The sequence below is a fragment of the Paenalcaligenes sp. Me131 genome (assembly GCF_050487225.1).
Lineage (GTDB): Bacteria > Pseudomonadota > Gammaproteobacteria > Burkholderiales > Burkholderiaceae_B > Paenalcaligenes.
The window spans coordinates 735,191-749,991 of the sequence record NZ_JBKQGY010000002.1; the positions used below are offsets into that span (position 1 = coordinate 735,191).

Sequence of the window (14,801 nt, forward strand, 5' to 3'; positions counted from 1 at the left end):
AGTTATGATTTTTTCAACACAGGAGGGGCTGCGGTTTCATCCTGAACCCACTTGATGTAACTGCCTAACCCCGCCACGACTGGCACCACCAGCACCTCTGGTACGTCATAAGGGTGTAGAGACGTAATGCGTTGAATCAACGCTTCTACGCGGCGCACTGTTGTTTTAAACTGCAACGGCACCTCAGTCGCCCCTTCTAATTCACCCTGCCACATGTACATAGACAACAAAGGTGCGCCAAGGTTCGCACAAGCGACTAAACCTTCTTCCACTACGTAGTGGGCAATACGTTTTGCCAACAACTCGTCGGGGGCATTGCTCAGCACCAACACGACGGCATCAGGGCTAAACGACGACAAAGCATCCTGTGTTAAGGGGATCATGAGCTTCCCTTTTCCTGTTAATCGATAGAGTCGGCCTATAGTATCAGGCACGATGCCAGGCTAGCCAGATAATGTATTACTACTATTCTGTGTAAGCCCACTGTTCACACGCATCACAACACACGCTGAAGTTATACATCAAGCTTGCGTGTTAGTGACTTTAGATTTGGACTAGGCTAACGCTGCTCTATATACAGCAAGTCAACACGCATAAAAAAACGGACCTGATTAGGTCCGTTTTTCTTATTCTGTGTGCCGTATTATTCAGCAGCTGCTTCGTCAGCAACAGCGTCAGGACGGTCTACCAATTCCATGAAAGCCATGGGAGCGTTATCGCCTTGGCGGAAGCCCATTTTCAGAATACGTGTGTAACCACCGTTACGTACTTGGAAACGAGGACCCAAGTCGTTGAACAGTTTGGTCACAGCGTCGCGATCGCGCAGACGTGCAAAAGCCAAACGACGGTTTGCAACAGTGTCATCTTTAGCCAAAGTGATCAGAGGCTCGATTACACGACGCAGCTCTTTAGCTTTAGGCAAAGTTGTTTTGATTGCTTCGTGAGTAATCAACGATACGGACATGTTGCGGAACATAGCCAAACGATGGCTGCTGGTACGATTCAGCTTACGTAAACCATGACGATGACGCATGATATTTCTTCCTAAAAAATAAATCTTAAATCAGATGAAAGGATTTCATCTGCGTTGGCTCTTCTATCGGTATTGCTGCGGGCCAACTGAGACATGGGACTTTAGCACGTTTTTATACGCTGCTAAAGCCCCAGTTACAACTATTTATGGACGCTCTAGCCCCAGAGGAGGCCAGTTTTCCAGTTTCATACCCAAGGTCAAACCACGGGAAGCCAACACTTCTTTGATTTCGTTCAAAGATTTGCGGCCCAAGTTTGGTGTCTTGAGCAGTTCGTTTTCCGTACGCTGGATCAGATCGCCGATGTAGTAAATATTTTCGGCTTTCAGGCAGTTTGCGGAACGAACAGTCAATTCCAGATCGTCCACAGGACGCAACAATACTGGATCGATTGGAGGTGTAGCGCGCTCTGGAGTTTCTTGTGCTTCTTCAGCACCTTCCAAAGCAGCAAACACAGAGATCTGATCCATCAGGATGCGAGCAGCCTGACGTACAGCTTCTTCTGGGTTCAACACGCCGTTGGTTTCGATGTCCAGAACCAATTTGTCCAAGTCAGTACGCTGTTCCACACGTGCGCTTTCAACTGCATAGCTAACACGGCGAACTGGGCTGTAAGATGCATCCAAAACAATACGACCAATCGTATGTTGACGATCATCAGACAACGCACGCACGTTACCAGGAACGTAGCCACGACCTTCTTCCACACGAATCGTCATTTCCAACTTACCGTCGTCGGTCAGGTTGGCAATAACGTGATCGGGGTTCAGGATTTCCACGTCATGTGGCAAATCGATGTCGCTAGCCAAAACTTGGCCCAGACCGGATTTGCTCAGCGTCAGTGTCACTTCTTCGCGACCGTGCAGTTTGAACACAATACCTTTCAGGTTCAACATGATGTCTACGACATCTTCTTGTACGCCTGGCAGTGTGGAGTATTCATGTACCACGCCTGTGATCTGCACTTCTGTAGGTGCAAAACCAGTCATGGAAGACAGCAAGATGCGACGCAGTGCGTTACCCAGAGTGTGGCCGTAGCCGCGCTCGAAAGGCTCCATAATCACGCGAGCGTGATTTTTGCTGACTGCTTCAACTTCAATGGAACGAGGCTTCAAAAAAGCTTGAGACATGTAAATTCCTTTTCAATACCCTCGGCTCGTTACACCGATAAGGCTGATGGGAAAACGCTGGAAATTCCAGCTCTAAAAACCAGCAACACCCATTATCAGTACGAAACCAATAATGGGTGCTTAAATCAGATACGTAATGTAGCTGATTAACGGGAGTACAACTCAACAACCAGTGATTCGTTCACGTCACGAGCCACGTCAGCGCGGTCCGGAACTTGTTTGAACACACCACTCAGTTTGCTGCTGTCAACTTCAACCCATTGTGGGAAACCTGTGCTGGAAGCCAATTCCAAAGATTCTTTGATACGGCCTTGTGCACGAGATTTTTCACGGATAGAAACTACATCACCGGGTTTAACCAACATGGAAGCGATATCAGCGGTGTGACCGTTGATTTCGATTGCACGGTGAGTAACCAGCTGACGAGCTTCTGCACGTGTGGAGCCGAAGCCCATACGGTATACAACGTTGTCCAGACGGGATTCCAGCAACTGAATCAGCGTTTCACCAGTGTTACCACGGCGGCGATCAGCTTCAGCAAAGTAACGACGGAACTGTTTTTCCAGCACGCCGTACATACGTTTCAGTTTCTGCTTTTCACGCAACTGCAAACCGTAGTCAGATGTACGGGCACCAGAAGTGCGACCGTGCTGACCTGGACGAGAGTCCAGTTTGCATTTGGAATCCAAAGAGCGACGAGCACTCTTCAGGAACAGATCAGTACCCTCGCGACGCGAGAGCTTACATTTAGGTCCAATATAACGAGCCACGTAGCTTCCCCTTAAATGCGACGACGCTTGGGCGGACGGCAGCCGTTGTGCGGAATCGGCGTGATGTCAGCGATGCTGGTGATTTTGATACCAAGAGCATTCAACGCACGCACCGACGAATCACGGCCAGGACCGGGCCCTTTAATGCGAACTTCTAGATTTTTGATACCGTATTCCATTGCTGTACGACCGGCAGCTTCAGCAGCAACCTGAGCAGCAAATGGAGTGGACTTACGCGAGCCTTTAAAGCCCGCACCACCAGAGGTCGCCCAAGACAACGCGTTGCCTTGACGATCGGTGATGGTAATGATTGTGTTGTTAAAAGTAGCTTGGACGTGAGCGATCCCGTCCGAAACGTTCTTTTTAACTTTTCTGCGAGCGCGCGATGCGCTAGAAGCTTTAGCCATCTTCTAATCCTCGATTATTTCTTCAGAGCCTGCGCTGCACGACGTGGTCCCTTACGGGTACGTGCATTGGTACGGGTACGTTGACCGCGTACAGGCAAGCCACGACGGTGGCGCATGCCACGGTAGCTACCCATGTCGATCAGACGTTTCACAGACAGTTGAACTTCACGACGCAGGTCGCCTTCAACCAAAAACTGAGAGATCTGCTCGCGGATTTTTTCGAGTTCCTCATCTGTCAGATCTTTCACTTTTTTATCGTGAGCGATACCGGAAGCATCACAAATCTGACGAGCACGAGTACGACCGATACCGAAAATCGCGGTAAGACCGATTTCGGCGTGCTGATGCGGCGGAATATTAATGCCAGCAATACGGGCCATGGTTTTTCCTTGTTAAATCGGTTGCGTTTCGGCGTATCAGCCTTGACGCTGCTTGTGGCGGGGGTCTGTGCAAATTACACGTACCACGCCATGACGTTTAATAATTTTGCAGTTGCGGCAAATCCGCTTTACTGATGCCATTACCTTCATGGTTTGACTCCTAGGTTCCTTTATCCGGGCCGCTTATTTGGAGCGGAACACAATTCTGCCTCGGGACAAGTCATAGGGCGTGAGCTCCACTGTGACCTTGTCACCCGGAAGAATCCGGATGTAATGCATACGCATCTTGCCCGAAACATAGCCCAACACCACATGGCCGTTTTCTAGCTTGATACGGAATGTTGCGTTCGGCAGGTTTTCTAAAACCTGCCCCTGCATCTGAATGACGTCGTCCTTTGCCATCGTGTTTATTTATCGCATTGGCAAACCCGCACCCTTGAAGTTGGCCTTCTTGAGCAACGAGTCATATTGTTGAGACATCATGTAGGCCTGAGCCTGTGCCATGAAGTCCATAGTAACCACCACAATAATCAGCAAAGATGTACCACCAAAGTAGAAGGGTACGTTCCAGTGCATTTGCAGGAATTCAGGTACTAGACACACGATCGTGATATAGATAGCACCGGCTAGCGTTAAGCGAGTCAAAATACGATCAATATAACGAGCTGTCTGTTCGCCTGGACGAATACCTGGCACAAACGCACCGCTCTTCTTCAGATTGTCTGCAGTTTCACGGCTGTTAAACACCAACGCCGTATAGAAGAAACAAAACAGAATAATCAGTGCTGAAAACAGCGTTATGTACAACGGTTGACGAGGTGAAAGCGCTGCTTCCAAATCGCGCAGCCAAGACAAACCTGGCGTTGCAGAGAACCAGCTAGCAATAGTCGCTGGCAACAAAATGATGGAGGAGGCGAAGATTGGAGGAATCACCCCAGCCATATTCAGTTTCAGCGGCAAGTGCGAACTTTGTCCACCGTAAATGCGGTTACCCACTTGACGTTTTGCGTAGTTAACCGTGATACGACGTTGCCCACGTTCAACAAACACGACAAAGTAAGTAACGGCAGCAACCAGCACCAAGATGAACAATGCCGACAAAATAGACATCGCATCGGTACGGACCAGATCCAGCAAACCACCCATTGCACTGGGCAGACCTGCAACAATCCCGGCAAAAATCAGAATGGAAATACCATTCCCTATGCCTCGTTCGGTAATCTGCTCACCTAGCCACATCAAGAACATCGTACCGGTCACTAGTGTTACCACTGTAGTGAAACGGAACAACATACCTGGATCAATGACTAAACCTGGTTGTGTTTCCAATGCAATAGAAATACCTACTGCCTGGAATAACGCCAGAAACACTGTCCCATATCGGGTGTACTGCGTAATTTTACGCCGACCCGACTCGCCCTCTTTCTTGATTGCTTCAAGCGTGGGCACCACTGCCGATGCCAACTGCATGATAATCGATGCAGAAATGTAGGGCATAATCCCTAGCGCGAATACGGAGAAACGCTGCAGAGCACCACCCGAGAACATGTTGAACAAGCCCAAGATACCTTCTTGGTTTTGTTGAAACAGCTCGGACAGTGCATCAGGATTAATACCTGGCACAGGAATGTGTGTTCCCAAGCGATAAACAACCAGCGCGAGCAGCAGGAAAATGATACGACGACGTAAATCGCCGTAGCCCGAACCTGATTTACTCTGTGCCTGTGCTTTTGCCACCGTAACCCCTTTTATTCAGCCAACGAGCCGCCCGCTGCTTCAATTGCAGCGCGGGCACCAGCTGTTGCACGAATGCCTTTCAGCACTACTTTGCGAGACAGCTCACCAGACTTGATGACTTTGGCGAAACGTACCAATTGACCAACTACGCCTGCTTGTTTCAGAACGTTGATATCAACTTCTTCAACAGTCAAAGCTTGCAAGTCGGACAAACGGATTTCAGCATGCAGGTGACCACCAGGAGTCGTGAAACCACGCTTCGGTAGACGGCGTTGCAAAGGCATTTGACCGCCTTCAAAACCGACTTTATGAAAACCACCAGCACGTGATTTCTGACCTTTGTGACCGCGACCTGCGGTCTTGCCCAGGCCGGAACCTGGACCGCGACCAACGCGACGAGCAGCGTGTTTAGCGCCCTCTGCGGGTTGGATCGAATTTAGTTGCAATTCTGACATCGCGATTCCTTTAGGCTTCCGAAACCGTAACGAGGTAATCAACCTTACGGATCATACCGCGCACTTCGGGCGTATCAACCAGAACGCGACTGCTGTTTACTCGGCGCAAGCCCAAGCCGCGTACTGTGTCGCGGTGGTCTTGTTTAGTACCGATAACAGAGCGCACGAGTGTGACCTTGATTTGCTTCTGTGCCATGATTTACCCCAGAATTTCTTCAACTGTCTTGCCACGTTTAGCAGCAATTTCAGATGGTGTGGAGCAAGCACGCAAACCGTTCAAAGTTGCGCGAACCATGTTGTAAGGGTTGCTAGAACCCAAGCTCTTAGCAACAACGTTACGCACGCCCATTGCTTCGAACACTGCACGCATAGGACCACCAGCGATAACGCCAGTACCTTCAGCAGCAGGAGAGATCAACACTGTAGAAGCACCGTGTTTGCCCACAACTGTGTGGTGCAAAGTACCGTCTTTCAGAGCAACTTTGAACAGACCACGACGGGCTTGTTCCATAGCTTTCTGAACAGCAACTGGTACTTCACGGGCTTTACCCTTGCCCATTCCGATACGGCCATCACCATCGCCTACTACTGTCAATGCAGCGAAGCTCATGGTGCGACCACCTTTAACGACTTTACTGACGCGGTTAACCGCAATCATTTTTTCACGCAGGCCGTCATCGCGCTCTTGTTCGGCATTGTTTCTGCCTTGTGCTTTAGCCATTTGACAATTCCTTGCTTAGAATTTCAAGCCGGCTTCACGCGCGGCATCAGCCAACGCCTTGACGCGGCCATGATAACGGAAGCCAGAGCGGTCAAAAGCAACGGATTCGATACCGGCTGCTTTCGCTTTTTCGGCCACGCGCTTGCCAATCAAACTGGCTGCAGCGACGTTGCCGCCATTGGCCAGTTCTTTGCGTACTTCTGGTTCCAGCGACGAAGCGCTGACCAAAATGCGATCGCCTTCTGGCGAAATGATGTTGGCATAAATATGCAAATTCGTGCGATGCACCGCCAAGCGATGAACGCGCAACTCGGCGATTTTTCGACGGGTTGCCACTGCACGACGCAAACGGGATTGTTTCTTGTCCATAATTCGTCCTTGCCTGTGCGATTACTTCTTCTTGGTTTCTTTCAAGACGACGCGTTCGTCAGCGTAACGAACACCTTTACCTTTGTAAGGCTCAGGTGGACGGTAACCGCGAATTTCAGCGGCACACTGACCAACAACCTGCTTGTTAGAACCCTTCAGAACGATTTCTGTAGGAGTTGCACACTCTGCTGTAACACCAGCAGGCAGGTTGTGAATAACGTCGTGAGAGAAACCCAGTTGCAGTTTCAGAGCGTTACCTTGAACTTGAGCGCGGAAACCCACACCAACCAAGTTCAGTTTGCGAGCAAAGCCTTCGCTCACACCAGTAACCATGTTGTTTACCAAAGAGCGGATGGTGCCGGACATTGCGTTAGCGTGACGTGAGTCATTAGCTGGTGCAAATGTCAGTTGACCGTCATTCAGCTCGATAGCAACATCACCGGTCAGTTCTTGGGTCATTGTGCCCAAAGGACCTTTAACAGTGATCTGATCTGCTGCAATAGTCGCTTCTACGCCTTTAGGCAAAGTAACGGGGTATTTAGCAATACGTGACATTGATGATTCTCCTTACGCCACGTAGCAAAGTACTTCGCCACCCACGCCAGCTGCGCGAGCTTTGCGATCGGTCATCACACCACGAGAGGTGGACACGATTGCAACGCCCAAACCATTCATCACTTGAGGAATATGGTTACTGCCTTTGTAGACGCGCAAACCTGGACGCGAAACGCGGTCGATGCGTTCGATCACAGGACGGCCTGCGTAGTACTTCAATTGAATTTCCAGAACTGGCTTCGCGGCTTCGCCAACGATTTGGAAATTATCGATATAGCCTTCATCTTTCAGCACAGCAGCAATAGCTACTTTCAGCTTCGAGGAGGGCATGCTAACCGACGTTTTGTTGACCATTTGTGCGTTACGAACGCGAGTCAACATGTCGGCGATTGGATCGCTCATGCTCATTTATGTTTCTCCTACCAGCTAGCCTTGGTCATACCGGGAATCTCGCCACGCATAGCCATTTCACGGACTTTGTGACGGGTCAAGCCGAATTGTTTGTACACACCGCGTGAACGGCCTGTAACAACGCAACGGTTACGCATACGAGTTGGGTTTGCGTTGCGAGGCAATTGCTGCAACTGCAAACGAGCTTCGTAGCGCTCTTCGTCGGACTTGGACTGGTCATCGATGATTGCTTTCAGCGCTGCGCGCTTAGCTGCAAATTTCTCAACCAGTTTTGCGCGTTTAATATCGCGATTGATGAGTGAAAGTTTAGCCACGTCATCACCCCTTAGTTACGGAACGGGAAACTGAAGGCTTTCAACAGCGCTTTAGCTTCGTCGTCAGTCTTGGCAGTAGTTGTGATGCTGATGTTCAGACCACGCACTGCGTCAATTTTGTCGTACTCAATCTCAGGGAAAATGATTTGCTCTTTCACCCCAAGGTTGAAGTTACCGCGTCCATCAAACGCACGACCTGAAATACCACGGAAGTCACGAACGCGAGGCAGAGCCACAGCGATCAGACGGTCCAGGAATTCATACATGCGTTGGCCACGCAAAGTTACTTTGCAGCCAATTGGATAATCTTCGCGGATCTTGAAACCAGCAATAGCTTTGCGGGTTTTTGTGATTACAGGCTTCTGGCCAGAAATCTTAGCCAGGTCACCAGCAGCGTGCTCGATCACTTTACGATCGGAAACAGCTTCAGATACACCCATGTTCAGAGTGATCTTGGTGATGCGTGGCACTTCCATTACGCTGTTGTAATTGAATTTGCCTTGCAGCTCAGCCTGCACTTTTTCACGGTAAAAATCTTGTAAACGTGCCATGTCTATGCCCCTTAAGCTTTCGCACCAACAACTTTGCCAGTGGAACGGTACACGCGTACTTTCTTGCCATCTACTTCGCTAATGCTAACGCGATCGGCCTTTTCGGTCTCAGCGTTAAACAGCGCCACGTTAGAAACGTGGATAGGCATAGTTTTGTCTACGATACCACCTTGAGAGCCAGCCATTGGGTTGGGTCGCACGTGTTTTTTCACCACGTTGATACCTTCCACGATTACGCGGTCGCCATCAACGGTTAGTACTGTGCCACGGCGTCGTTTGTCACGGCCTGTCAGTACGATAACTTCGTCGCCTTTGCGGATTTTTTGCATATCCTCGGCTCCTTACAGCACTTCTGGTGCCAAAGACACGATCTTCATGAACTTATCGCCACGCAATTCGCGTGTAACGGGTCCGAAGATACGAGTGCCGATTGGCTCCAGTTTTGCGTTCAGCAAAACGGCGGCATTGCCACCAAATTTGATCAGCGAACCGTCTTTACGGCGTACGCCTTTGGCAGTGCGAACTACCACAGCGTTATAAATCTCGCCTTTTTTGACACGTCCGCGCGGTGCCGCTTCTTTAACAGTGACTTTAATAATGTCACCAATAGCGGCATAACGGCGCTTGGAGCCGCCCAACACCTTGATACACATTACGGAACGTGCACCCGTGTTGTCGGCCACATCCAGCGTGGTCTGCATTTGAATCATGATTATTCCTGTTCCAACTTAACCGCGATAAACCCAACAAGCAAAAAACCTGCTAGGCACGCAACCAGTTTTGGTCCCGTCAGGTTCGGTAACCCTCCAACCAAGCTTGTGTGCTTAAAAGGTTTTTTACCGTACCCTGGGTTGAAATCTTGCGATATACAAAACGTGTTATTACCTGTACCTTCGCGAAAATGTACAGGTAAGCATTCAATAATACCAAAAAACTGCTTTTACAACAAGCACATCAATCACTTACTGTTGGCATAGACTCACGCTCGTAGAACTTTTTGTGCCTCTAGCGGAATCTCAGTAATCGGTGCATTCAACTGTATTTGAATGTCCAGTCTTGCGCAGGTATTGCACGCTGCAACCAGCAATTCCATCCCACCGGGGCTGACGACCATCTCTTTGATCACATCCGCCGAAAAGCTCACGTACGACAGTTGCAAAGGCTGCAAATGACGTAAAACACCGATGTGCTCTAACAATCTACGTAAGCCCACACGCACGCCCATTTCTTTCATGGCCGAACAAAACACCTCTAGCTCTTCGCCATGCGCTTCTACCCCATAAGCATCCAACTCTATATAGAGGCGTGATAAATCCACATTGCTGCGCGACAGGCAGGATTGAATCTCTTGCAAGAAACGGGGCTGCACAATGGTAGGCAATGACATACGTATCACTAAGTCACCATGATTGTCTGCCAACCACTCTAGCGCCAGCTCTACTGCACGCAAATCGCACACAGCCGACAACCCTAGTCTTGCCGCCACAGGCATAAACAAATACGCCGAAATCGGTTTCTCGTCTTGGCCTTCACTGTGAGCTGTGTGTCGCAGCATCAAAGTGGCTTCATAGCGTGTATAAGGATGCTGCTTCAAGTGGTCTGGCTGCTGACGCACCGATAACAAGAAACGGCGCTCCGCCAACCCTTCTTGCAGCAACTGACGCCACTGTGTTTCACCCGCAGCATTCAAGCCAACGCCACCATCGTCGCTACCCGACACAAACTCCACCGTATTATGGCCTGAGCTTTCGGCGCGCATCAGCGCCCTGTCCAGACGACTCAATACAGTAGCAATATCTTCTTGAAACCTATAGTCAGTCAGCGCCAACGCCCATCGGCAAAACTGCCCTGAGGGTAGCTGCACACGCAATCTTGCCAACACCGTCAGCAGCATATCGGTAAGCGGCGCAATGTCTGGACCTTCCAGATTAGGCAATAGCACGACAAAATCAGAACCATTCAGCCGCGCCAATTGCACTGGCTGATTGTGATCCTGCAAAAAGACTTGGCTGACCTGCTCACCCACATTACGCAACCAGTTATCAACATTAGCACGCGTCATGATCGTATTGATCGCAGCCAAATCGCGCTGGCGGAACAACAGTACGTAACCGCCGTTCTTGTCTTCATCTAGCACTCGGCGCATTTCATTGATGAAATACTTACGATTCGCAAGACCAGTCACTTCGTCTTGGTGCAGCTCTAATTGCAGCGACTCTATACGTGCATTTTGCTCCTGCTGCGTCACCATCACTTTTTCACGCACCTCATCAATAGTGCGGGTGACTTCGCGCAGTTCGCTAAAACGGGCTCGCTTCCAATTACCTATCTGTACTTTATTGGTCAGCATGCCTTCTACGCGCATTTCTATTTCTTCACGCAGCGCTTGGCGCAACCAGCGCATTAGCACCCAGACAAAACACGCCCATACCAAGCCGGCAATCAACACCACCATCAGGATTTGCATGAAACTGGCCCACAGCGTGTCGCGTGCCTGCCCAGCATCCGCCTCTATCACTAGACGACCGGTTTGACGCCACCCATCACTCACCTGAGCCATAGACACAGCCTGACGCAGCGGCAGCATATCGGTAAACCAAGCTGGCGCGCCACGCACTATCGTAGGCAGGCTTTCATCGCCTACGCGAGAAACGATTTGTTCGCCTTTAGTGCCATACAACTCAATGCGATAGAACTGCCCCGTATCGTAAAGCGCCGTAATTAATAACTCTTGCGTCACAGGGTCTTGGTTGAAAGGCTGTGAAAGCGTCAATGCCAATGACGTTGCAGCGGAATCACTTTGTGCTTGCAACTGCGCTGATAAATACGCTCTTGCCGAATCCACACTCAGCCATACCGTCCCGACCAGAATCACCGTAATGGCCAGACTCACGCTTAACAGCAAATGCTTCAGTAATGACATACTCCACCTTCTGTGGTCTTCAATATTTCTGTGGGATTTATCTTGGAGAACGAATGCCTCAAGGATTAAACCCCTCACGCCGCATTTTTTCCAACAACCCGCGCCAATTACTAATCTTGTCTACCGATGATGCTGGCGCACCTGCTACATACACCCCTTCCGAATTAAAACTAAATACGGGGGTGAGATCCGGGCGCTGACTCGCTGGACGAATAATACTGGTCAAATTATCCAATAGCAGTGGTTCAGCGTCGGGAGTCGAATAATAGCCTAATACCATATGCGCAATACTGCTAGTACCCACCTGAGCACGCACATAAATCAATCGTAATTTGCTCGCAGGGATACCTGCATGCAACAGGGAAAAATACTTCCCAATCACGTAGTCTTCACAGTCTCCGGCTTGTTTGGTAAGGCTTTCCAGAGGGGTTGCCCAATAATCTGGTCTGCCCCAGATTGTAATATCCTCACCGCCCATTACATGGGTGTTCCAGAAATCGTTAACGACTCTTAACAATTGTTGATCAGGTAGCCCATCTAACTGCGTCAACAAATCTAGCCATTTTTCTGCGTTCCGTACCCCTGCCGCACCGTACTGATGCGGTATGGATTGACGTACTTTTGCCTCATCAAAAGTCAGTCTCCCCTGCACCCACGGTGCAAAACACAGCATCATGCCTGCCAGCAAGGCAAACAGCACAACAATGATGCGACGTGTTAAGCAGGACAACATGACTATAACAACAGATGGCTAAATAATTCTTAACGACTATCTAAGTCTATTTTTTATGGTTGGTTGTACATAAATTTCTGTTCACACCAGCAAAAAAAAGCTCCCATTGCAGGGCTACATTTAGCCTAGCATATCAATATGATAGCTAGTAATAACATTGCTAGCCTATTGGCGGAGACGACAGGTTGAATATAAAAAAACCCCACATTTCTTTTGGAAATGCGGGGTTTGTTCTTAAATATCTATCATAAGTCTATATTCAACTTACCTTGCTGAATCAAGCTATTAATCAAATCAGCCTGAGATTGTCCAGCAGCACCAACAAGATCCACGCCATCAAGTTCGATAATCTGGTTAGCATTACCACCGTCTACATCTAAGTCACCCTTAGTATTAATGTTCATGATAGTTTTGTTTGTTGCACTATCAAAACTCACCTGCAAATAATGCTCTAGGTTGTCTGGGCTAATACCTGATCCTTTTAACATGCCACTTAGATCCACTACATCACTACCGAACTCACTACCGGAACCAGTACCAAAGTCGTAAATCACATCATGCGCCGGGACGTCCACAGTACCTTCATCGCCAAGCAACCACGCAAAAGTATCATCACCCGACCCGCTGTACATCACATCATTGCCCTTACCACCAACGATAAGATTAGTACCAGACTGGGCATAAATCACATCATCCCCAGCACCAGCATGAATAATGTCATTACCACCACCAGCATAAATAATGTCATTACCATCACCCGTTGTAATCACATCATTACCGCCTTGAGTTTCACCCACAACGTTAAATACATCAGGATTTTCACGAATAAAATCATAAATATGATTTAACGTGACATCGGACTGGTTATCTAAACCATGCAACAAGAATAGATAATGCTTCAATGCATCCAGCCCTTTATCGGATACGTCGCCGGGTTTACCACCACTGATTACATTCCAATCAAGATTTTGCACATTGATAGCATCACCGAAGATGATATTGTCGCCTCCTGCCGTAGCATCAATAATATCTGCGCCCACTACTGCTGGATCATAACTAGTAGAACCGCCTTCTAATGCTGCCTTCAACTGATCAGCTTGAGTGACTTTTAAAGCTTCGCCAGTAGGCCCTGACACTGTTTTAGTGACATCACGCCAATAGCCGCCAGCCCACGTCGGAACCCATTCTCTTCCTACTACAAACTGTTCACTCCCTATGCCAGAGACATTCGTATTATCAAAGAAACGCAGATAATCCTCATTCACCTCACGGCCGATACCAATTGCATGTACATCACTTTTCTCACTTAGACCTTTAAAGGCGTCTACCGATTTTTCAAGTGTTGTATAGTCCGTGCTATTGCCCGGACCGCTTGGGTTTTTGCCTGTACCATACTGTGTTGGATCACCATCTGTCAGGAAGTATGTGACATTCTCATACTTAACATCCTCTGTTGATTTTGGAGCATTATCTGCAAACCATTTCTCTGTTGCTTTGAAGGCAGCCTCGTAATTCGTCCCCCCAGTAGCTGTCAATTTATTAATATAGTTAATCAGATCACTAATTTGATCCTTGGTAAATGTCTGCTGGCCTTTAACAGTACCGCCAAAATTAACCACATGAATATTGACCTCACCATCATGGTCCTCTAGTGATTTAGCTAGATTGGTTAAGGCATCTTTCAAGAGTTCAAGACGGGATGGTCCCTTAACCTTTCCTTTTATCTCTTGACCGTCTAGGTTCCTAAGCATACTGCCAGAGGTATCGAGAACCAAGGCAATATTGTAGTTTTTCCCATCTACAAAATTCTTAACTGTCCCCCCCTGATCACCAATCAGCACATCATCACCGACACCACCAGAAATATCCCCATCCTTATTACCATCGATAATCAGTTGGTTCACATCCAGTGTGTATGAGCCAGAAGTGTTGGCAGAAGCGCTGTTACCAGCAGAGTCTATCGTCGTGACCTTGGCATCGACATGGTCATTCTTCAGCAGATCCTGTACAGGCACTGGGATCTTGAAGGTAAAGTCATGCCCAACCTTACCTGTGTATTCCTTACCACCGATGGTCAGAGTCACGGTATCGCCAGGCTGTACATCCTTGCCAACCTTACCGGTCACCTCAATCTTGCCCGTACCGTCGCCAGCTTCCTTGTGATCCAGCACACCGTCACCAGCGATTGGATCTAGAGTGATCTCCGCTGTCGGTAGGGTCGTATGTACCGTGTAATCCGCTGCATCATCTGCACTGTACGGGTTACCGTGGTCATCCTCACCGCTCACCTTCGCTGTGATTTCACCTGCTTTCA

Annotated in this window: 22 protein-coding genes; all 22 read right to left on the reverse strand. The window is 48.9% G+C overall.

Features of this window, described 5'->3' with window-relative positions; all coding sequences use genetic code 11:
- Window positions 1-2: 2 nt before the first annotated feature.
- The gene (cutA, locus tag ACLPHM_RS11495) at window positions 3-383 is read right to left on the reverse strand and encodes a divalent-cation tolerance protein CutA (protein WP_430221371.1); all 381 of its coding nucleotides are present in this window, start codon (window positions 381-383) and stop codon (window positions 3-5) included.
- A 260-nt stretch (window positions 384-643) separates the two neighbouring features.
- A complete protein-coding gene (gene rplQ, locus ACLPHM_RS11500) occupies window positions 644-1,033 on the reverse strand; it encodes a 50S ribosomal protein L17 (RefSeq protein WP_135861550.1) in 390 nt (129 codons plus the stop codon).
- Between the two features lie 144 nt (window positions 1,034-1,177).
- Complete coding sequence (locus tag ACLPHM_RS11505) at window positions 1,178-2,161, reverse strand: DNA-directed RNA polymerase subunit alpha (RefSeq protein WP_166408103.1); 984 nt, start codon at window positions 2,159-2,161, stop codon at window positions 1,178-1,180.
- Between the two features lie 146 nt (window positions 2,162-2,307).
- Complete coding sequence (gene rpsD, locus ACLPHM_RS11510; protein ID WP_166408104.1) at window positions 2,308-2,931, reverse strand: 30S ribosomal protein S4; 624 nt, start codon at window positions 2,929-2,931, stop codon at window positions 2,308-2,310.
- A gap of 11 nt (window positions 2,932-2,942) precedes the next feature.
- Window positions 2,943-3,338: a 30S ribosomal protein S11 gene (rpsK, locus tag ACLPHM_RS11515; protein ID WP_135864099.1), complete on the reverse strand. Its 396-nt coding sequence runs from the start codon at window positions 3,336-3,338 to the stop codon at window positions 2,943-2,945.
- Between the two features lie 14 nt (window positions 3,339-3,352).
- The gene (gene rpsM, locus ACLPHM_RS11520; protein WP_135864101.1) at window positions 3,353-3,718 is read right to left on the reverse strand and encodes a 30S ribosomal protein S13; all 366 of its coding nucleotides are present in this window, start codon (window positions 3,716-3,718) and stop codon (window positions 3,353-3,355) included.
- Window positions 3,719-3,754: 36 nt separating this feature from the next.
- Window positions 3,755-3,868 carry a 50S ribosomal protein L36 gene (rpmJ, locus tag ACLPHM_RS11525; RefSeq protein WP_003805360.1) on the reverse strand — a complete coding sequence of 38 codons (114 nt, stop codon included), beginning with the start codon at window positions 3,866-3,868 and terminating at the stop codon, window positions 3,755-3,757.
- Between the two features lie 33 nt (window positions 3,869-3,901).
- Entirely contained in the window at window positions 3,902-4,120 is a 219-nt protein-coding gene (gene infA / locus ACLPHM_RS11530) for a translation initiation factor IF-1 (RefSeq protein WP_135864103.1), read from the reverse strand.
- 9 nt (window positions 4,121-4,129) lie between these two features.
- Window positions 4,130-5,455, reverse strand: coding sequence for a preprotein translocase subunit SecY (gene secY, locus ACLPHM_RS11535; protein ID WP_430221372.1), 1,326 nt, complete (start codon window positions 5,453-5,455; stop codon window positions 4,130-4,132).
- Window positions 5,456-5,466: 11 nt separating this feature from the next.
- The gene (rplO, locus tag ACLPHM_RS11540) at window positions 5,467-5,910 is read right to left on the reverse strand and encodes a 50S ribosomal protein L15 (RefSeq protein ID WP_430221373.1); all 444 of its coding nucleotides are present in this window, start codon (window positions 5,908-5,910) and stop codon (window positions 5,467-5,469) included.
- Between the two features lie 10 nt (window positions 5,911-5,920).
- Window positions 5,921-6,106, reverse strand: a complete 186-nt coding sequence (rpmD, locus tag ACLPHM_RS11545) for a 50S ribosomal protein L30 (RefSeq protein WP_135864109.1) — start codon at window positions 6,104-6,106, stop codon at window positions 5,921-5,923.
- Between the two features lie 3 nt (window positions 6,107-6,109).
- Window positions 6,110-6,631 (reverse strand): 30S ribosomal protein S5, encoded by a 522-nt coding sequence (gene rpsE, locus ACLPHM_RS11550; RefSeq protein WP_135864111.1) that lies wholly within the window; start codon window positions 6,629-6,631, stop codon window positions 6,110-6,112.
- A 15-nt stretch (window positions 6,632-6,646) separates the two neighbouring features.
- A complete protein-coding gene (gene rplR, locus ACLPHM_RS11555) occupies window positions 6,647-7,000 on the reverse strand; it encodes a 50S ribosomal protein L18 (protein WP_135864113.1) in 354 nt (117 codons plus the stop codon).
- A gap of 21 nt (window positions 7,001-7,021) precedes the next feature.
- Window positions 7,022-7,555 (reverse strand): 50S ribosomal protein L6, encoded by a 534-nt coding sequence (gene rplF / locus ACLPHM_RS11560; RefSeq protein ID WP_430221374.1) that lies wholly within the window; start codon window positions 7,553-7,555, stop codon window positions 7,022-7,024.
- A 12-nt stretch (window positions 7,556-7,567) separates the two neighbouring features.
- Window positions 7,568-7,963 (reverse strand): 30S ribosomal protein S8, encoded by a 396-nt coding sequence (gene rpsH, locus ACLPHM_RS11565; RefSeq protein WP_135864117.1) that lies wholly within the window; start codon window positions 7,961-7,963, stop codon window positions 7,568-7,570.
- A gap of 11 nt (window positions 7,964-7,974) precedes the next feature.
- Complete coding sequence (gene rpsN / locus ACLPHM_RS11570) at window positions 7,975-8,280, reverse strand: 30S ribosomal protein S14 (protein ID WP_135864118.1); 306 nt, start codon at window positions 8,278-8,280, stop codon at window positions 7,975-7,977.
- 11 nt (window positions 8,281-8,291) lie between these two features.
- Window positions 8,292-8,831, reverse strand: a complete 540-nt coding sequence (gene rplE / locus ACLPHM_RS11575; RefSeq protein ID WP_135864120.1) for a 50S ribosomal protein L5 — start codon at window positions 8,829-8,831, stop codon at window positions 8,292-8,294.
- Between the two features lie 11 nt (window positions 8,832-8,842).
- The gene (rplX, locus tag ACLPHM_RS11580; RefSeq protein ID WP_135864122.1) at window positions 8,843-9,160 is read right to left on the reverse strand and encodes a 50S ribosomal protein L24; all 318 of its coding nucleotides are present in this window, start codon (window positions 9,158-9,160) and stop codon (window positions 8,843-8,845) included.
- Between the two features lie 12 nt (window positions 9,161-9,172).
- The gene (rplN, locus tag ACLPHM_RS11585; RefSeq protein WP_135864124.1) at window positions 9,173-9,541 is read right to left on the reverse strand and encodes a 50S ribosomal protein L14; all 369 of its coding nucleotides are present in this window, start codon (window positions 9,539-9,541) and stop codon (window positions 9,173-9,175) included.
- Window positions 9,542-9,810: 269 nt separating this feature from the next.
- The gene (locus ACLPHM_RS11590) at window positions 9,811-11,754 is read right to left on the reverse strand and encodes a bifunctional diguanylate cyclase/phosphodiesterase (RefSeq protein ID WP_430221375.1); all 1,944 of its coding nucleotides are present in this window, start codon (window positions 11,752-11,754) and stop codon (window positions 9,811-9,813) included.
- A gap of 58 nt (window positions 11,755-11,812) precedes the next feature.
- A complete protein-coding gene (locus tag ACLPHM_RS11595) occupies window positions 11,813-12,487 on the reverse strand; it encodes a transglutaminase-like cysteine peptidase (RefSeq protein WP_430221376.1) in 675 nt (224 codons plus the stop codon).
- A 245-nt stretch (window positions 12,488-12,732) separates the two neighbouring features.
- Window positions 12,733-14,801 (reverse strand): Ig-like domain-containing protein (locus ACLPHM_RS11600; RefSeq protein ID WP_430221377.1); only part of this gene is annotated, 2,069 nt, incomplete at its 5' end.